This is a genomic window from Neisseria yangbaofengii, from assembly GCF_014898075.1.
Classification (GTDB): Bacteria; Pseudomonadota; Gammaproteobacteria; order Burkholderiales; family Neisseriaceae; genus Neisseria; species Neisseria yangbaofengii.
Window position 1 is genome coordinate 1,363,185 of sequence record NZ_CP062976.1, and the last position, 17,985, is coordinate 1,381,169.

General features: G+C 50.2%; 16 protein-coding genes and 1 pseudogene. 8 read left to right on the top strand and 9 right to left on the bottom strand.

Features of this window, described 5'->3' with window-relative positions; genetic code table 11:
- Positions 1 to 9: 9 nt before the first annotated feature.
- Positions 10 to 2,460, bottom strand: a complete 2,451-nt coding sequence (gene lon, locus H4O27_RS06545; protein ID WP_165009866.1) for an endopeptidase La — start codon at positions 2,458 to 2,460, stop codon at positions 10 to 12.
- Between the two features lie 233 nt (positions 2,461 to 2,693).
- Here lon and H4O27_RS06550 point away from each other — a divergent pair, with 233 nt between their 5' ends.
- The 4 genes from H4O27_RS06550 to recA all read left to right on the top strand — a co-directional run bounded on the left by H4O27_RS06550 (position 2,694) and on the right by recA (position 5,932).
- Positions 2,694 to 2,981 (top strand): YbeD family protein, encoded by a 288-nt coding sequence (locus H4O27_RS06550; protein WP_165009868.1) that lies wholly within the window; start codon positions 2,694 to 2,696, stop codon positions 2,979 to 2,981.
- A 1-nt stretch (position 2,982) separates the two neighbouring features.
- Positions 2,983 to 3,597, top strand: coding sequence for a lipoyl(octanoyl) transferase LipB (gene lipB / locus H4O27_RS06555; protein WP_165009870.1), 615 nt, complete (start codon positions 2,983 to 2,985; stop codon positions 3,595 to 3,597).
- On the top strand, positions 3,597 to 4,580 hold the full coding sequence (lipA, locus tag H4O27_RS06560) for a lipoyl synthase (RefSeq protein WP_165009920.1): 984 nt from the start codon (positions 3,597 to 3,599) through the stop codon (positions 4,578 to 4,580). Before lipB ends, lipA begins: the two co-directional genes overlap by 1 nt.
- A 305-nt stretch (positions 4,581 to 4,885) precedes the next feature.
- Positions 4,886 to 5,932, top strand: coding sequence for a recombinase RecA (gene recA / locus H4O27_RS06565; RefSeq protein ID WP_165009872.1), 1,047 nt, complete (start codon positions 4,886 to 4,888; stop codon positions 5,930 to 5,932).
- Positions 5,933 to 6,043: 111 nt separating this feature from the next.
- On the opposite strand, the pseudogene H4O27_RS06570 reads toward recA, so the two are convergent.
- Together H4O27_RS06570 and H4O27_RS06575 are read right to left on the bottom strand one after the other, a co-directional pair.
- Positions 6,044 to 7,255: pseudogene (locus tag H4O27_RS06570) on the bottom strand (MFS transporter).
- A gap of 75 nt (positions 7,256 to 7,330) precedes the next feature.
- Complete coding sequence (locus H4O27_RS06575) at positions 7,331 to 7,537, bottom strand: Gfo/Idh/MocA family oxidoreductase (protein WP_165009874.1); 207 nt, start codon at positions 7,535 to 7,537, stop codon at positions 7,331 to 7,333.
- Positions 7,538 to 7,911: 374 nt separating this feature from the next.
- Here H4O27_RS06575 and rbfA point away from each other — a divergent pair, with 374 nt between their 5' ends.
- Positions 7,912 to 8,283, top strand: coding sequence for a 30S ribosome-binding factor RbfA (gene rbfA, locus H4O27_RS06580; protein WP_165009876.1), 372 nt, complete (start codon positions 7,912 to 7,914; stop codon positions 8,281 to 8,283).
- Positions 8,284 to 8,347: 64 nt separating this feature from the next.
- Positions 8,348 to 9,265 carry a tRNA pseudouridine(55) synthase TruB gene (truB, locus tag H4O27_RS06585; RefSeq protein WP_165009878.1) on the top strand — a complete coding sequence of 306 codons (918 nt, stop codon included), beginning with the start codon at positions 8,348 to 8,350 and terminating at the stop codon, positions 9,263 to 9,265.
- Positions 9,266 to 9,371: 106 nt separating this feature from the next.
- Here truB and H4O27_RS06590 read toward each other — a convergent pair whose 3' ends face one another.
- The 3 genes from H4O27_RS06590 to H4O27_RS06600 all read right to left on the bottom strand — a co-directional run bounded on the left by H4O27_RS06590 (position 9,372) and on the right by H4O27_RS06600 (position 10,736).
- Positions 9,372 to 9,995, bottom strand: coding sequence for a hypothetical protein (locus tag H4O27_RS06590; protein WP_165009880.1), 624 nt, complete (start codon positions 9,993 to 9,995; stop codon positions 9,372 to 9,374).
- Positions 9,996 to 10,012: 17 nt separating this feature from the next.
- Positions 10,013 to 10,453, bottom strand: a complete 441-nt coding sequence (locus tag H4O27_RS06595; RefSeq protein ID WP_165009882.1) for a DUF4124 domain-containing protein — start codon at positions 10,451 to 10,453, stop codon at positions 10,013 to 10,015.
- Between the two features lie 85 nt (positions 10,454 to 10,538).
- Positions 10,539 to 10,736 carry a hypothetical protein gene (locus H4O27_RS06600; protein WP_165009884.1) on the bottom strand — a complete coding sequence of 66 codons (198 nt, stop codon included), beginning with the start codon at positions 10,734 to 10,736 and terminating at the stop codon, positions 10,539 to 10,541.
- Between the two features lie 85 nt (positions 10,737 to 10,821).
- On the opposite strand from H4O27_RS06600, the gene H4O27_RS06605 reads away from it, so the two are divergent.
- Together H4O27_RS06605 and rep are read left to right on the top strand one after the other, a co-directional pair.
- Complete coding sequence (locus tag H4O27_RS06605; protein ID WP_165009886.1) at positions 10,822 to 12,450, top strand: ABC-F family ATPase; 1,629 nt, start codon at positions 10,822 to 10,824, stop codon at positions 12,448 to 12,450.
- 130 nt (positions 12,451 to 12,580) lie between these two features.
- The gene (rep, locus tag H4O27_RS06610; protein ID WP_165009887.1) at positions 12,581 to 14,587 is read left to right on the top strand and encodes a DNA helicase Rep; all 2,007 of its coding nucleotides are present in this window, start codon (positions 12,581 to 12,583) and stop codon (positions 14,585 to 14,587) included.
- Positions 14,588 to 14,667: 80 nt separating this feature from the next.
- On the opposite strand, the gene uvrC is transcribed toward rep, so the two are convergent.
- From uvrC to cydB, 3 genes are all read right to left on the bottom strand, one after another.
- A complete protein-coding gene (uvrC, locus tag H4O27_RS06615; protein ID WP_165009889.1) occupies positions 14,668 to 16,509 on the bottom strand; it encodes an excinuclease ABC subunit UvrC in 1,842 nt (613 codons plus the stop codon).
- 135 nt (positions 16,510 to 16,644) lie between these two features.
- Complete coding sequence (gene cydX / locus H4O27_RS06620; protein ID WP_165009891.1) at positions 16,645 to 16,770, bottom strand: cytochrome bd-I oxidase subunit CydX; 126 nt, start codon at positions 16,768 to 16,770, stop codon at positions 16,645 to 16,647.
- A gap of 56 nt (positions 16,771 to 16,826) precedes the next feature.
- On the bottom strand, positions 16,827 to 17,984 hold the full coding sequence (cydB, locus tag H4O27_RS06625; RefSeq protein ID WP_165009893.1) for a cytochrome d ubiquinol oxidase subunit II: 1,158 nt from the start codon (positions 17,982 to 17,984) through the stop codon (positions 16,827 to 16,829).
- Position 17,985: the final 1 nt, after the last annotated feature.

The window sequence follows — 17,985 nt, forward strand, 5'->3', positions numbered from 1 at the left end:
TACAAGAAATCAGTGTTTTGTCGCTTTGGCTCTTGACGGCTTGATTTTCGGACTTTCGGCCAAGGTTCCCACGTTTTCCAACGTGGCCTGCCAAGGCTGAGGCTGATGTTCCAAACCCAAAGCCAATACTTCGTCAATCCACTTCACAGCATGGATTTCCAAACCGGTTTTCACGTTTTCCGGAATTTCTTCCAGGTCTTTGACGTTGTCTTTCGGAATCAACACATGCTTGATGCCGCCGCGCAATGCCGCCAGCAGTTTCTCTTTCAAACCGCCAATCGGCAATACTTCACCACGCAGCGTAATCTCGCCCGTCATCGCCACGTCAGCGCGTACCGGAATGCCGGTAAATGCGGAAACCATCGCCAAAGTCATGGCAATACCTGCGCTCGGGCCGTCTTTCGGCGTGGCACCTTCCGGCACATGCACGTGCATGTCTTGTTTTTCGTAGAAGTTCGGTGCCAAGCCGACTGATTCGGCACGCGAACGCAATACCGACCAAGCAGCAGTAACCGATTCTTTCATCACATCTCCCAATTGGCCGGTCGATTGGATATTGCCTTTACCCGGCAAAGCTACGGCTTCTACGGTCAGCAATTCGCCTCCAACTTCCGTCCACGCCAAACCAGTGACTTGACCTACTCGGTTTTCGCTCTCGGCCACACCGAAATCGAAGCGGCGTACGCCCAAATAATCATGCAGATTATCAGCATTCACCACAATCGCTTTCGGTTTTGTTTTACGGGTTTTGGCTTTTTGAGCATCTTCTTTCAGTTGCACCGCCATCACCACTTTGCGGCAGATTTTGGCGATTTCACGGTCAAGCGAGCGCACACCGGCTTCGCGGGTGTAATAACGAACAATATCGCGCACGGCCGATTCTTCAATCACCATCTCACCATCGCGCACGCCGTTGCGTTCCATTTGCTTCGGTACCAAATACTGCATAGCAATGCTGACTTTTTCGTCTTCGGTATAGCCTGATAAACGGATGATTTCCATGCGGTCGAGCAAAGCCGGTGGAATGTTCATGCTGTTGGACGTGGCGATAAACAACACATCGCTCAAATCGTAATCTACTTCCACAAAATGATCGGAAAACGCGTTGTTTTGTTCCGGATCAAGCACTTCCAACAAAGCCGAAGCCGGATCGCCGCGGAAATCATTACCCAATTTGTCGATCTCATCGAGCAAAAACAATGGATTTTTCACTTCCGCTTTAATCATGCTTTGAATGATTTTGCCCGGCATCGAGCCGATATAAGTACGGCGGTGACCGCGGATTTCACTTTCGTCTTTCACTCCGCCCAAAGCCATGCGGACATATTTACGGCCGGTGGCTTTGGCAATCGATTGACCCAGCGAGGTTTTACCCACGCCCGGGGGGCCAACCAAACATAAAATCGGACCTTTAAGTTTATCGCTGCGTTTTTGTACCGCTAAGTATTCCAAAATGCGTTCTTTGACTTTTTCCAAACCGAAATGGTCGGCATTCAATACCAAATCCGCTTTGGCGATGTCTTTGATCACGCGTGTTTTTTTCTTCCACGGCAAATCGAGCAGCGTATCAATGTAATTGCGCACCACAGTCGATTCGGCCGACATCGGCGGCATCATTTTCAGCTTTTTCAGTTCGTTCAAGGCTTTTTCTTGTGCTTCTTTACTCATGCCGGCTGCCTTGATTTTAGCCTCCAGCGCATCGAGTTCGCCGCGCTCGTCTTCTTCGCCCAATTCTTTCTGAATGGCTTTGACTTGCTCGTTGAGATAATACTCACGCTGCGATTTTTCCATTTGGCGCTTCACTCGGCCGCGGATACGCTTCTCAACCTGCATGATGTCGAGTTCGGCTTCTAATTGACCCAGCAAAAATTCCATGCGGCCGACTATGCCAGCAGTTTCCAAGATTTCCTGGCGTTGCTCCAGCTTTAATTGCAAATGCGCGGCAATGGTATCAACCAAGCGGCTATTTTCACTAATACCATTAATAGTATTCACCACTTCGGCCGGAATTTTTTTGTTCAGTTTGGCATATTGTTCAAACTGCGACAGCAAAGTGCGGCGCAGCGCTTCCATATCAGGATTGGCCTCATCCTCACGCTCGTTCACGGCTTCGACGTGCGACAAAAACAAATCGCCTTTGTCTTCCACAGTCAACGCACGGGCGCGGCGCACGCCTTCCACCAATACTTTTACCGTACCGTCCGGCAGCTTCAATACTTGTAACACTTGGGCAACCGTACCCATTCGGTGCAAATCTTTGGCAGACGGCTCTTCAATATTCGGATCCAACTGCGCCAGCAAAAATACCGGATCATCATTGCTCATTGCCATTTCCAGCGCGGCAATCGATTTCGGGCGGCCGACAAACAACGGCAGCACCATATGCGGATAAACCACGACATCGCGCAGCGGCAAAGTAGCCAGCGCGCTGTATTCTTCAAAATATTTGTCTTCTGACATATGTGTATCTCTTGCGGTTTTGAATCAAGTTGCCCCGTAAGTTGGGCTGAAAGATTGGATTTCAAGACTTGAAAATCGGCTTGATGCGCATATTTGCCCGATAACCATTTTAAATGCAAGGACAAGTCAGGTTAACAAGGCTTGGCGTTTGCGTTAAAATATGCCTGAATACAAAATCGGGCCGTCTGAACAGCATTTATCGGCTTTCAGACGGCCTTAACAAGGAATACCCCATGTCTGATCAAACCAATAAACCTTGGCAAACCGAAACCCTGCTTGAATTTCCGTGTATCTTTCCTCTGAAAGTGATGGGACTTGCCCACCCTGAGTTTGTCAGTTCCATTTTAGCTGCGATTCAGGAACACGCCCCGAATACCACCGAAGCACACGTAACCACCCGCCCGAGCAGCAAAGGCAACTATACCGGCGCTACCGTAAAAATCGAAGCCATCAGCAAAGAGCAGCTAGACAATATCTACCGCGCCCTAACTTCGCATGAAATGGTGAAAGTGGTTTACTGAAATGAAAATCGTGCAGAAAGGTTTGGCGGAATATCAGCCGACATTTGAAGCGATGAAAGCATTCAACACCAATCGCGACGAATATACCGAAGACGAATTATGGGTAGTCGAACATCCGCCGGTATTTACCCAAGGCTTAGGCGGCAAGCCTGAACATTTGCTGATTCGCAACGATATTCCTGTGGTGCAAATCGACCGTGGCGGTCAAATCACTTATCACGGCCCCGGCCAATTGGTGATTTACACCATGATTGACTTCAAGCGCCGCAAAACCAGCGTGCGCCGCATCGTTTCTGCACTGGAAAACAGCATCATCGCTACATTGGCCGAATTCGGCATTGAAGCCGCCGCCGATCCGAAACGCCCCGGCGTATATGTGGGCGAACGCAAAATCGCCTCGCTCGGCCTGCGCATCAAAAACGGCTCGATATATCACGGCTTGGCTTTGAATGTAAACATGGACTTAAGCCCGTTTAGCCACATCAATCCTTGCGGCTATGCCGGTATGGAAATGACCCAAATCGCGGATTTAATCAATCCGTGCCCCACGCTTGCCGAAGTAGCCGATAAACTTACCGGCCATCTGAACACGCAACTGACCTCGAAAGAATCATGATGAGCGAAATTAAAATTGACGATCCCAAACGCGGCGTAAAATTGCGCGGTGCCGACAAAACCGCCCGCATTCCGATTAAAGTGGTACCGTTGCAAGAAAAACTGAAAAAGCCGGAATGGATCCGTGCCAAATTACCTTCTAAAAAATTCTTTGAAATCAAAGATATTTTACGTGAACAAAAGATGCATACCGTGTGCGAAGAAGCCTCTTGCCCGAATATCGGCGAATGCTTCAGCAAAGGCACGGCCACCTTCATGATTATGGGTGATATCTGCACCCGCCGCTGTCCGTTTTGTGACGTGGGTCACGGCCGCCCTAACCTTTTGGATCCGGACGAGCCGCACAACCTGGCCGAATCTGTTGCCGCAATGAACTTGCGTTATGTGGTGATCACTTCCGTTGACCGTGATGATTTGCGTGACGGCGGTGCGCAACACTTTGCCGACTGTATCAAAGCCATCCGCGAGCGCAGCCCGAACACCAAAATCGAAATTCTCGTACCTGATTTCCGCGGCCGCTTGGACATTGCCCTGAAAATTTTGGCCGAAACCCCGCCCGATGTGATGAACCACAATTTGGAAACCCATCCGAGCCTGTATAAAAAAGCCCGCCCGGGTGCCGACTACCGGCATTCATTGGATCTATTGCGCCGCTATAAAGAAATGATGCCGCATATTCCGACCAAATCCGGCATCATGGTCGGCTTGGGTGAAACCGATGAAGACGTACGCGAAATCATGCGCGATATGCGTGCCCACAATATCGAGATGATTACCATCGGCCAATATCTGCAACCTTCAGACGGCCACTTACCGGTATTACGTTATGTAACGCCCGAACAATTCAAAATCTTTGAAAAAGAAGCGTATGAATTGGGCTTCAGCAACGCTGCCATCGGCGCTATGGTTCGCTCCAGCTATCATGCGGACGAACAAGCTGCCGAAGCGCTGCGCGAAAGCCACGGCGGTGGCTGTAGCCACTAACCCAAACGCGTTTATCATGCCGTCTGAACTTTTCAGACGGCATGATTTTTCAGTTTGTATTATTCCCTGATACGGTTTCTAAAAGCTTTTATGCTATACTTTCAAGCTGAACATGCGCAAAACTGCCGCAAACTTTATTTACCTAACACGATGTTTTAATAGGAATTTATGTCATATTTTAGGCATTATTCAAGCCGTCTGGAAATTAAAGAAAAATAAAACTATACTTTTTCTTAATTTATGCAATAATAGCTAAATAAATTCTTAGTTGATTCGTAATAACATTTCTTACAGAAAGCACCATTATGTCAGATGAAAAAAGCAAAGCCCTTGCCGCTGCCTTAGCCCAGATCGAAAAAAACTTCGGTAAAGGTTCCATCATGAAGATGGATGGCAGCCATCAAGAAGAAAACTTAGAAGTAATCTCAACCGGCTCGCTCGGCTTGGACTTGGCTTTGGGCGTAGGCGGTTTGCCGCGCGGCCGCGTGGTCGAAATTTTCGGCCCTGAATCATCCGGTAAAACGACTTTGTGCTTGGAAGCGATTGCGCAATGCCAAAAAGCCGGCGGCGTGTGTGCGTTCATCGATGCCGAGCACGCATTCGACCCGATTTATGCACGCAAATTGGGGGTGAAAGTGGAAGAATTGTATCTTTCCCAACCGGACACCGGCGAACAAGCCTTAGAAATCTGTGATACCTTGGTGCGCTCCGGTGGCGTTGACATGGTAGTGGTTGACTCAGTGGCCGCATTGGTGCCGAAAGCCGAAATCGAAGGCGAAATGGGCGACAGCCACGTCGGTTTGCAAGCGCGCCTGATGAGCCAAGCCTTGCGTAAACTGACCGGCCACATCAAACGCACCAATACTTTAGTAGTGTTCATTAACCAAATCCGCATGAAAATCGGCGTGATGTTCGGCAGCCCGGAAACTACAACCGGCGGTAACGCACTGAAATTTTACGCTTCCGTGCGACTGGATATCCGTCGTACCGGCCAAATCAAAAAAGGCGATGACGTGATTGGTAACGAAACCAAAGTCAAAGTCATTAAAAACAAAGTGGCACCGCCATTCCGCCAAGCCGAATTTGATATTCTGTATGGCGAAGGTGTGAGCTGGGAAGGCGAACTGATTGACATCGGTGTGAAGCACAACATCGTTGAAAAATCCGGTGCATGGTACAGCTACAATGGTGCCAAAATCGGCCAAGGCAAAGACAACGTACGCTTGTGGCTGAAAGAAAATCCGGAAGTCGCCAACGAAATCGATGCCAAAATCCGCGCAGCAGTCGGCATCAACATCGACATCACCGAAGGCAAAATCGACGATACCGACGGCGAACGTCCTGAAGAGTAAAATCGCTACAATAACACGGATTTGGCTTCTCATTAAAAAAGAGCAGGTTTACCGCCTGCTCTTTGTATTTTGGTTTGCTTTTGAATCGTTAAGGCCGTCTGAAAGTAAATATCAACCTTCAGCCGAAACCTTTGTCGTTTTTGCTTCGCAAATCGGTAAGTTGAACAAAGCAGCCAGACCGGCCAACACCATATCGGCGTACCACATCCAGCCATAATCGCCGAAAGCCGTAACCGCAATCCCACCCAAATACGCACCGAGAAAACCACCGATTTGATGCGACAATAAAGTCAAGCCGGATAAAGTTGCCGGATAACGCAAGCCGAACAATTTGCCGGTAATCGCGGCAGTCGGCGGCACTGTGGCCAACCACGTCAAGCCCAGTCCGAATGCGAATAGGCAAAACGTCCGGTCTCATCATCAGATAAACCAAAATCAGCAATGCGCGCGAAGCATATATCCAAAACAAAATATATTTGCTGCGCAACTTGTCCGCACACCAGCCCGCCGCCAAACTGCCAATCACATTGGCGATACCGATAATCGCCGGCGACCGCGGTAAGCCGCATAAGGCCACTTCAATCGGCAAATGTGCCGCCCAAAAAGCAATGTGAACGCCACAGTTAAAAAGCCCAGATACAATAAAATATAGCTGCGGTCTTTAAATGCTTGGGAAACAGTCTGTTTTACAGTCTGTTCAAATTGCACATGAAAGGCCGTCTGAACGGCTACCGCTGCTGATTCTCTACGCGTTAGCCAACGCGTAATCGGAATAATCAGCAAGCTCACCAGTGCCAATACATACATGGCACCGCGCCAGCCGATCGCCGGTAAGAAAATCAATCCTTGCAACACGGGTGAGAACAAAAATTGGCCGAACGGCCGCCTGCATTCACCACTCCCGAAGCTGTGCCGCACATCGATGGCGGCAGTTTATGGGAAAATTGGCTCATCAAAATCGAATGGCTGCCCGCAACGGAACCCATCGCCGACATCACGCCCATACTCAGGGTTAAGCCCAAGTAGTGGTAAGCGACGGAATCAGCGCGCAGCCACTGGCCAGAATAATCGTTCCCATAATAAAACCGGCCACGCACCAAAGCGATCCGTCAATGCGCCCGACAGAGGTTGCGCCACGCCCCACATCAATTGACACACCGCCATCGCAAAACCGATGCCGGCAATACCTGACGCCGTAGAATTCACCATCGGCTGTACAAACAAGCCGAGCGGCATCCTGATGCCCATGGTAATCATCAACACCGCCGCCGCTGCAAATGCAATCAGCCGCAATAATTTCGTTTGATGAGTATCTGTCTGCATATTTTTTCTTGATGATAGAATACATAAAACAAGGCCGTCTGAAATCAATTTTCAAGCAGCATCTTTAATCACTAATCAAACCTTAATCCGTCTGCCCGTCTGTACGCTTTCATAGGCTTTTTCAATTAAACCCAACACTTGCGCCACTTGCCGTGCATTTACCGCCAAAGGCCCGCCTTCAGTTAAGTCCGCATAAAGATTTCGATAAAACGCACCATAACCGCCGCGTTCGCTCGGCATGGTTTGGCAGGCAACTTGGCCGCTGATTTCCGTATGCAACACGCCCTATTCTTGCAGTGTTTCCGCATTCCAATCGCCTTCAGGCAACATACCGCCGACCAGCAAAGCCTCCTGATTGTCCGTGTCCTGCTTGATATACGAACTTTTTTACCGTGCGGCCATCATAAACGGCAACGGCTCACGGGCATATTTGGTACCGATAAGCGAAACCTTCAGGCCGCCTGAATAATACAGCGCGATATCGAAATTATCATCACTCAATGCGCCTTCGTGCTAATGGAGGATAGCGGCATACATTTCAGACGGCCTAATCACAGAATATCCGTTATAATAGCGCATTCATGAAACAGGCCGTATGCTTGATTGACAAGATTCACGCCCAATCCACTTCAAACGGCCATCAGAAAGGACACATTATGCGAAAACCACAACGCGGCTATGCCCGCCAAGACAGGGTTCGTGAACAAATCATGCGCGAACTGGCCGAACTCGTCCGCACCGGTTTGAAAGACCCGCGCGCCGGTTTCGTCACCATCAACGAAGTCGAAGTTACCCGCGATTACAGCCACGCCACCGTGTTTTACACCGTATTGGACGACAGCACCCGCGAAATCACCGAAGAAGCGCTTGACCACGCCAAAGGTCATTTACGCAGCGAATTGGCCAAGCGCATCAAGCTCTTCAAAATTCCCGAGCTGCACTTCAAATACGACGAATCTTTAGAACGCGGTATGAGCATTTCCAGCCTGATTGACCAAGTGGCCGCCGAAAAACCGGTAGAAGATTAAACCATTCCAGATAAAGGCCGTCTGAACCATTTATTTTCAGACGGCCTTTTACAGTTGAAACCATATGAATGCCAAACCCAGCAAACGCCCCGTCACCGGCGTTTTATTACTCGACAAACCCGAAGGCTTGAGCAGCAACACCGCCCTGCAAAAAGCCCGCCGCCTGTACCGTGCCGAAAAAGCCGGCCACACCGGCGTGCTCGACCCCTTAGCCACCGGCCTGCTGCCCGTGTGCTTCGGCGAAGCGACCAAGTTTGCCCAATACCTGCTCGATGCCGATAAAGCCTACACCGCCGCCCTGAAACTGGGCGAAGCCAGCACCACCGGCGATGCCGAAGGCGAAATCGTCGCCACCGGCCGCGCCGACATTTCCCCACAAGAGTTTCAGACGGCCTGTACCGCGCTCACAGGCCATATCCGCCAAGTGCCGCCGATGTTTTCCGCATTGAAACACGAAGGCAAACCGCTTTACGAATACGCACGCAAAGGCATCGTGATTGAACGCAAACCGCGCGACATCACCATTTACTCGATTGATATTCAAGAATTCGCCGCACCCAAAGCCGTAATTGACGTGCGCTGCAGCAAAGGCACCTACATCCGCACCCTCAGCGAAGACATTGCCAAACACATCGGCACCTTCGCCCACCTGACCGCCCTGCGTCGTACCGAAACCGCCGGTTTTACCATCGCACAGAGCCACACGCCGGAAAAATTGGCAGACTTAAGCGAAGCCGAACGCGACGCACTCTTGCTCCCTTGCGATGTGCTGGTGCAGCATTTACCGAAAATCACGCTCAACAGCCGCGCCGTGGAAATGCTGAAATTCGGCCAACGCCCGCAGTTCGCCGAAAACATCCCGCATGAACAACCGATTCGGGTCTATAGCCGTCAAGGCGAATTTATCGGCCTGGTTGAGTATCAGAAAGACATAGGCCGTCTGAAAGCTTTACGTTTGATGAATACAAGTAATGAGGTTTAAGGTTGTAATCACTCATAGCCATAATAGATGGTTGAATGTTCCGTATTTAGCTCAGCCAAAATAAATTAAATGCCGTCTGAAGTACAGACGGCATTTAATTTTTAATTTATTGATTAAATTTATTCAACCAAACCCTTGTTTGATATTTTTCATATTCTAATTTACTGTGTAAGAGATTGCTAGGGATTCTAGCAGTAAGCTGCCGCTCCAATTCAAGCAATGTCTCCAAATACAAATCCCTTTTCATAAAGTGCCACCACTGCTTATCTAGGTGTAACAAGTAATCCAATTTCAGAACCTTATGATTATAATTACCCATGTCTTCTGCCAAATTTTCAGGCAGATAGTATAAATGTAATCTGCCTTTATATATTCGCCCTTTACAACTACTCCATTGCATATCTACAATTCTAATTTGGGTATAAGCAATTTTGCCGCTTCCTTCAGGATAAATCTGATAGCTCAGATTTCCACCATCCAAGCAAATAAACTGCTGCGGATATTTCAAGCTGGCGTACGCAAATTTAGCTGAACGATATGTGGCATAACATAAAGCAATTAAAACGGTCAGCCATAAACCGATAATAAAATTCTCAACTTGATTTATTTGGCTGATTATATGTTTCCAACCAATCACACTTACCCAGCCAATCACCAAAAAACCTAAAATTGGTGCAGCCAAGCTGAATTTTTTCATCGGAAAAACAATAGCCTGTTTGGTTATATCCATTTTCTCAAAATACCCTCTTATTGTGCTATTGGTGCTCCTTCCCGTTCCGGAACGCCACCCTGTGCAGCATTTACTTTTTCCCTTGCTGCCTCTGCATTGTTTTTCAAGCCTTGCACGCGCTCTAAATACTTAGCGTAATTGCGTTCATTCCCCAAGCGCACTTTTCTGCCTTCTTCCAAAGCGTGCTGCGCCTGCTGCAATTCGCGTTGCGCCGCTTCCAAATCGGCAGATATGTTTGCTTGCGGTGTGCTTTCGCTGATGGCAACTGGGGTGGCAGTTTGATAAACAGGTGCCGAAGTGTACACCGATGGACGGCCGATATTGCTGGTTTTGCATTTCTTTCCGCCGTCTTGGCTATAGACCTTGCGGCCTGAACGGTCGGTACATTCGTAAACGGTTGCTGTTTGGGCAGCAGTGGAAGCAAGCAATACTAAGGTGAGTAAAACGGTTTTTTTCATGTGTGTCATCCGGTTTCAATCAATTCAAGCTATTGTAATGGATTCGCGTCAGGGTAAAACGCCGGTTTGCGTAAAAATAAGTTGATTAAAACCACTTCCACCAAATAAACACCAGCGCGGCAATCATAATCAGATTGGCGATGATAATCGGCGTCCAGCGTTGCGGCTGCCGGCTCACTTCGGTGGCATTACGCGTGCGACGGATATAGAAAAACGGGCTGAGCAGCATCGAGGCGGCGCAAATCAGAATAATCACGGCGTAATAGATTTTTTCGGTTTCCAACGCATTTCCTTTTCAGACGGCCTCTATAAAATATGCTACAATTCCGCCCGATTATAACACTCTATTTATAAAGGTTTTACCAATAATGATTTCTACCAACGGCATTACCATGCAGTTCGGCGCCAAGCCGCTGTTTGAAAATGTATCTGTCAAATTCGGCGAAGGCAACCGCTACGGTTTAATCGGTGCTAACGGTTCGGGCAAGTCCACATTTATGAAAATTTTGGGCGGCGATTTGGAACAAACCGCCGGCGAAGTGGCGATTGAAAACGGCGTGCGGCTGGGTAAGCTGCGCCAAGACCAGTTTGCCTACGAAGAAATGCGTGTTTTAGACGTGGTGATGATGGGCCACACTGAAATGTGGGCGGCAATGACCGAGCGTGATGCCATCTACGCCAATCCCGAAGCCACCGAAGACGACTACATGAAAGCCGCCGAACTGGAAGCCAAGTTCGCCGAATACGACGGCTACACCGCCGAAGCCCGTGCCGCCGAACTGTTGAGCGGCGTGGGCATTTCCGAAGATTTGCACAATGCGCAGATGAGCGAAGTCGCTCCGGGCTTCAAGCTGCGTGTGCTGCTGGCGCAAGCACTGTTTTCCAAGCCCGACGTGCTGCTCTTGGACGAGCCGACCAACAACTTGGACATCAATACCATCCGCTGGCTGGAAGGCGTGTTGAACCAATACGACTCCACCATGATCATCATCTCGCACGACCGCCACTTCCTCAACGAAGTCTGCACCCATATGGCGGATTTGGACTACAACACCATCACCATCTATCCGGGCAACTACGATGATTACATGCTCGCTTCCGCCCAATCACGGGAACGTGCGCTGAAAGACAATGCCAAGGCGAAAGAAAAACTGCAAGAGCTGCAAGAATTCGTCGCCCGTTTCTCCGCCAATAAATCCAAAGCCCGCCAAGCAACCAGCCGTCTGAAACAGGCAGACAAAATCAAATCGGAAATGGTGGAAGTCAAACCGTCAACCCGCCAAAACCCGTATATCCGCTTTGAAGCCGATGAAAAAGCCAAACTGCACCGACAAGCCGTAGAAGTAGAAGGTTTAGCCAAACGCTTTGAAACCCAACTGTTCAAAAACCTGAACTTTATCTTGGAAGCCGGACAACGCCTTGCCATCATCGGCCCGAACGGCGCCGGCAAATCCACCCTGCTCAAACTTCTTGCCGGTGCGTTCAACCCACAATACGCCGAAGGCATCGCAGCCGATTCCGGCAGCATCAAATGGGCGGAAAAAGCCAATGTCGGCTATTACCCACAAGACCATGAAAACGACTTCGATGTCGATATGGACTTGAGCGAATGGATGCGCCAATGGGGGCAGGAAGGCGACGACGAACAAGTTATCCGCGGCACACTCGGCCGCCTGCTGTTCGGCAGCAACGACGTGGTGAAAAAAGTGCAGGTTCTCTCCGGCGGCGAAAAAGGCCGTATGCTCTACGGCAAACTGCTGTTGCTCAAACCGAACGTATTGGTTATGGACGAACCCACCAACCACATGGATATGGAAAGCATCGAATCCTTAAACATGGCACTGGAAAAATACAACGGCACGCTGATTTTCGTTTCCCACGACCGCCAGTTTGTATCATCGCTCGCCACCCAAATCATCGAATTGGACGGCAAAGGCGGCTACGAGCATTACTTGGGCGGCTACGAAAGCTATTTGGAGAAAAAAGGTTTGGTTTAATTTCCAATTAAATTAAGCTAAAATATAAGACAGGCCGTCTGAAAAGTGAATCTGCTTTTCAGACGGCCTTATCTTTTGCCGAATGTTATAATCCTGTTCCAAACACATTTCCCCTATCGTGTCTCGTCTTATGAAACTCAATCCCCAACAACAAGCCGCTGTGAATTATTTAGGCGGGCCGCTTTTGGTGCTGGCCGGTGCCGGCAGCGGCAAAACCGGTGTGATTACACAAAAAATCAAGCATTTGCTGGTAAACATCGGCTATGCCGGTCATCAAGTGGCGGCAATCACCTTTACCAACAAAGCGGCGAAGGAAATGCAGGAGCGCGTGGCGAAAATGCTGCCCAAATCAAAAACGCGCGGGCTGACGATTTGCACGTTTCACTCGTTAGGTATGCGAATTTTACGTGAAGAAGCGGCGCAGATCGGTTACAAAAAAAACTTTTCCATCTTAGACGGCACCGACAGCGCCAAAATCATCGGCGAACTGCTGGGCAGCACGGGCAAAGAGGCCGTATTTAAAGCGCAGCACCAAATCTCGCTGTGGAAAAACAATCTGCAAACGCCTGAAATCGCTTTTCAGACGGCCTCAAACGAATGGGAAAAGCAAACCGCGCAAATTTATGCCGGTTATCAAGCCACTTTAGAAAGCTATCATGCAGTAGATTTTGACGACCTGATCCGCCTGCCCACGCTTTTGTTGCAGCAAAACAGCGAAGCGCGCCACAAATGGCAGCTGCGTTTGCGCTATTTGTTGGTTGATGAATGCCAAGACACCAACACCTGCCAATTCACCCTGATGAAGCTGCTCACCGGCGCGGAAGGCATGTTCACCGCCGTGGGCGACGACGACCAATCGATTTACGCTTGGCGTGGCGCCAATATGGAAAACCTGCGCCAAATGCAGCAGGATTATCCGCAAATGAAAGTGATTAAGCTCGAGCAAAATTACCGCTCGACCGCGCGGATTTTAAAAATCGCCAACAAAGTGATTGAAAACAATCCTAAATTATTCCAAAAAACCTTATGGTCGCAATTCGGCATGGGCGAAGTGGTGAAAGTGGCGGCGTGTCAAAACGAGCAGCACGAAGCAGAATGGATAGTCAGCCAAATCGTCAAGCAGAAAGTGGTAGCGGGCGACAAAGCCAAATACGCCGATTTTGCCGTACTCTACCGAGGCAACCATCAGGCGCGCGTGTTTGAAGAAGCCCTGCGCAGCGCACGCGTACCGTATCAGCTTTCCGGCGGACAAAGTTTTTTCGATAAAGCCGAGATTAAAGACGTATTGGCCTACATCCGCCTGATTGCCAATCCAGCCGACGACCCTGCTTTTTTACGCGCCGTGACCACGCCCAAACGCGGCATCGGCGACGTGACTCTGGGCAAACTCAATACCTACGCCCACGAACACGAGTGCAGCCTATACGAAGCCGCGCAAACCGAAGAAGCCTTAGCCCTGCTCAACACCGCCAACCGCGGGCATTTGCAAGCATTTATGCACATGATGGAAACCTACCGCAACCGCGCCGAAGCAGACGATGCAGGCGGGCTCATCACCAGCCTGCTGGAAGAAATCGGCTATGAAAACCATCTGCTGCTCAGCGAAGAAGGCAAAGCCGGTGAAATCAAATGGCGCAATGTCACCGATTTGACTTCATGGCTGCAACGCAAAGGCGATGAAGACGGCAAAAACATCATCGAAATCGCACAAACCATCGCGCTGATGACGCTTTTAGAAGGCAAAGGCGAAGAAGAAAACGACGCAGTCAAACTCTCTACCCTGCACGCTTCCAAAGGCTTGGAATATCCGTATGTGTTTTTAGCAGGCTGCGAAGAAGGCATTTTGCCCCACGCCGACAGCATCGAAGAAAGCAACGTCGAAGAAGAACGCCGCCTGATGTATGTCGGCATCACCCGCGCCAAACGCCAACTGACACTGACCCACTGCCTCAAGCGCAAACGGCAAGGCACATGGCAATTTCCGGAGCCAAGCCGGTTTATCGACGAAATGCCGCAGGAAGATTTGAAAATCTTAGGCCGTCAAGGCGGTGAACCGATTGTCAGCAAAGAAGAAGGCAAAAGCCATTTGGCCAATTTACGAGCGATGATTGCGGCGAAAAGCAAGGGTGAGCTTTAATGCCGTCCGAAAGTTTTTATAATCTTTCAGACGGCATTTTCAGAATGCCGGATACAAGTTACCCAACATTCTTGGATATGCTAATGCAAATGCTCGTAAATCTTTTCTGCCAATGCGCTGCTGATGCCTTCCACTTGCGCCAAATCTTCCTTGCTCGCTGCTGCCACACCGCGCAGGCCGCCGAAGCGGGTCAGCAGGGCTTTGCGGCGTTTGCTGCCTACGCCGGGGATATCGGTCAGCGATGAAGTAACGCGTGCTTTATCGCGTTTTTTACGATGGCCGGTGATGGCAAAGCGGTGCGATTCGTCGCGCACGGTTTGCAGCAGATGCAGCGCCGGACTGTTCGGCGGCAGGCGGAACACTTCGCCGGTAAACGGCAATATCAATTCTTCCAAACCGGCTTTGCGTTCGGGGCCTTTGGCAATGCCGATGAGCGGAATGGTCAAGCCCAATTCTTCCCACACGCTCACGGCCACGCTGATTTGGCCTTTGCCGCCGTCAATCAATACGGCATCCGGCCATTTCACTGCTTCGCCGTTCGCTTCGGCCTGCTGCATTTTGCCGTAGCGGCGCGCCAACACTTCGCGCATGGCGGCGTAATCGTCTCCGGCTTTTACGGTGGTGATGTTGTAGCGGCGGTATTGGCTGGGCTGCATGGCCTGTTCGTCATACACCACGCAGGACGCAATGGCCGCTTCGCCCTGCATGTGGCTGATGTCGAAGCATTCCAGGCGTTTGAGGCCGTCTGAATCCATATTCAACACTTTGGCCAATTCTTCGATGCGGTTTTGCCGGCTGCTTTGCTGCAACTGCCGCTGGCCGATGGCAATGCGTGCATTTTGTTCGGCCATTTTCATCCATACTTTGCGCTCGCCGATGGTTTTGGTGACAAACTGAATCTGCCTGCCCTGCTCGTCAATCAAGGCTTGTTGCAGGCTTTCGGGCAAACTGAAATTGCTGATGATGATGTCGGGCTTGTCTTTGCCTAAATAATGCTGCGCGGCAAAGGCTTCGGCGTAATCTTGAAGGTTGGGATCCGGATCGTGGCGGACATCGGGAAAGAAGCTTTTATCGCCGACATGGCGCCCGCCGCGCACGCTCACCCAATGGATACATACTAGGCCGTCTGAAACCACGGCGGCGAGCAAATCGATGTCGTTTGGGTTATTCGGATTTTTACTGTCGATATATTGGCGGCTCTGAATCACACCCAAGGCCTGAATCTGGTCGCGGTATTTCGCCGCTTCTTCAAAATTCAGCATATCCGCCGCACGATTCATTTTATGGTGCAATACTTGCGTGAGTTCGTCGGTTTTACCATTGAGAAATGTGGCTGCCTGATTCACATCGGCACGATAATCCTCTGGCGAAATATGGCCGGCACAAGGCCCCGAGCAGCGTTTAATCTGATAAAGCAGGCAGGCGCGTTCGCGATGCTCGAATACGCTGTCTTCGCAAGTGCGCAGCTTGAATACTTTCTGCAAAATCTGAATACTGTCGCGCACGGCATAGCCGTTCGGATACGGGCCGAAATACCGGTTCGGCTTTTTCAAGGTGCCGCGGTAATACGCCATCTGCGGAAACTCATGCCCGCTGAACATCAAATACGGATAGCTTTTATCGTCGCGAAACAAAATATTATATTTCGGCGACAAGGCCTTGATGAAATTGTTTTCCAGAATCAAGGCTTCGGTTTCATTGCGTGTGACCGTGGTTTCGATGTGGTGAACCTGCTTCACCATTAAGCGTATGCGCGGCGATAAATCGTTTTTTTGGAAATAACTCGACACCCTGCGCTTCAAATTCACCGCTTTACCGACATACAATACGTTGTTGTCCGCATCAAACATGCGGTACACACCCGGTAAGTTGGGCAGGTTTTTTAAGAATAAATCTAAACCGAAGTCTTGGGTTTCGCTCACGGAAAGGCTCGTCGGGTAAGAATTTGATGGGAAGTTAAGATAGGGATGGAACGGCGGTTTTCAATCCGTGGAGGCCGTCTGAAACTGTTTTCAGACGGCATTTTGTTATCTTAGTTTATGTGGACGAACCCGTTTTCAGACGGCCTCATCTTCTTTGGCAAACAGCTTATCGCGGTCTTGTTCAAATTCGCCCCACATTGCATTCATGACAGAGAGCAACACGGCAAAGCCTAAACCCAAAATCCATGCAAAATACCACATTGTCTGTTCCTTTCTTTTTTCAGATGGCCGCCAAATCAGTAGGCCGTCTGAACGTGTTAATACGCACTGTGATCGTTTTCGCGGATGTCTTTCACCGTGACTTTGCCGCTCATTACTTTATACGCCCACGACGTGTAGGCCAAGATAACCGGCATCATGATCACGGTGGAAAACAGCATCACCACCAAGGTCAGATGGCCGGAAGTTGCATCCCACACGGTCAGACTCGAGCGTAAATCGCTGCTGCTCGGCATAATGAATGGGAACAGCGACACGCCGAATGTGCCGATGACGCCAATCACGCCCAAGGCCGAGAAGAAAAACGCCGAGCCCATTTTATCCATACGCGCCAATAACGTAGCGATGGTGAATCCGGCGTAGGCAATCAGCGGCACCAGCATGGTCGGCGGATATTGCCGATAATTGTTCAGCCATGCGCCGGTTTGCCGGGTTACCTCTTTGCCCAAAGGATTCGGCAACGTATCCGGGCTGAGCGTGCCGGCGGTAACGACATAGCCGTCCACGCCCGTAGCCACCTGCCAGCCGCCGATGCTGAACAACACCAGCGTGGCGATTAAGGCAGGCAGCAACACCTTCCGCGTACGCCGATAAACCGCGCCTTCTGTTTTGTTCATCAGGAAAACCGCGCCGTGCAAAACCAGCATCGCCACCGATACCGAACCGCACAATAAGGCAAACGGGTTCAGCAACGCCCAAAACGAGCCGGTGTAAAACGAGCGCATGGTGTCGTCAAAGTGAAACGGCACGCCCTGAATCACATTGCCCAATGCCACGCCGAACAACAAAGCCGGTACAAACGATCCGGCAAACAAGCCCCAGTCCCATGTTTTGCGCCACGTCGGATTTTTCACCAAGCTGCGGTATTTGAAGCCGACCGGCCGGAAAAACATCGCCCACAGGACTGCCAGCATCGCCCAGTAGAAACCGGAAAACGCCGTCGCATAAATAATCGGCCATGCGGCAAAAATTGCGCCTGCGCCGGTAATCAGCCAAGTTTGGTTGCCTTCCCATGTCGCACCGATGGTGTTCACCACCACGCGGCGTTCTTCATCGGTTTTGGCGACAAACGGCAACAGTGTGCAGATACCCATATCATGGCCGTCCATCACGGCAAAACCGGCAATCAGAAAGCCAATCAGCAGCCACCAAACAAATTTCAGGCTGGCGTAATCAAAGAAATTGACAATATCCATT

Bases quoted from the DNA above. Each gene is read 5' to 3' on its own strand.
- lon (WP_165009866.1), bottom strand. From the start codon at position 2,460: ATGTCAGAAGACAAATATTTTGAAGAATACAGCGCGCTGGCTACTTTG.
- H4O27_RS06550 (WP_165009868.1), top strand. From the start codon at position 2,694: ATGTCTGATCAAACCAATAAACCTTGGCAAACCGAAACCCTGCTTGAA.
- lipB (WP_165009870.1), top strand. From the start codon at position 2,983: ATGAAAATCGTGCAGAAAGGTTTGGCGGAATATCAGCCGACATTTGAA.
- lipA (WP_165009920.1), top strand. From the start codon at position 3,597: ATGAGCGAAATTAAAATTGACGATCCCAAACGCGGCGTAAAATTGCGC.
- recA (WP_165009872.1), top strand. From the start codon at position 4,886: ATGTCAGATGAAAAAAGCAAAGCCCTTGCCGCTGCCTTAGCCCAGATC.
- rbfA (WP_165009876.1), top strand. From the start codon at position 7,912: ATGCGAAAACCACAACGCGGCTATGCCCGCCAAGACAGGGTTCGTGAA.
- truB (WP_165009878.1), top strand. From the start codon at position 8,348: ATGAATGCCAAACCCAGCAAACGCCCCGTCACCGGCGTTTTATTACTC.
- H4O27_RS06590 (WP_165009880.1), bottom strand. From the start codon at position 9,995: ATGGATATAACCAAACAGGCTATTGTTTTTCCGATGAAAAAATTCAGC.
- H4O27_RS06595 (WP_165009882.1), bottom strand. From the start codon at position 10,453: ATGAAAAAAACCGTTTTACTCACCTTAGTATTGCTTGCTTCCACTGCT.
- H4O27_RS06605 (WP_165009886.1), top strand. From the start codon at position 10,822: ATGATTTCTACCAACGGCATTACCATGCAGTTCGGCGCCAAGCCGCTG.
- rep (WP_165009887.1), top strand. From the start codon at position 12,581: ATGAAACTCAATCCCCAACAACAAGCCGCTGTGAATTATTTAGGCGGG.
- cydX (WP_165009891.1), bottom strand. From the start codon at position 16,770: ATGTGGTATTTTGCATGGATTTTGGGTTTAGGCTTTGCCGTGTTGCTC.
- cydB (WP_165009893.1), bottom strand. From the start codon at position 17,984: ATGGATATTGTCAATTTCTTTGATTACGCCAGCCTGAAATTTGTTTGG.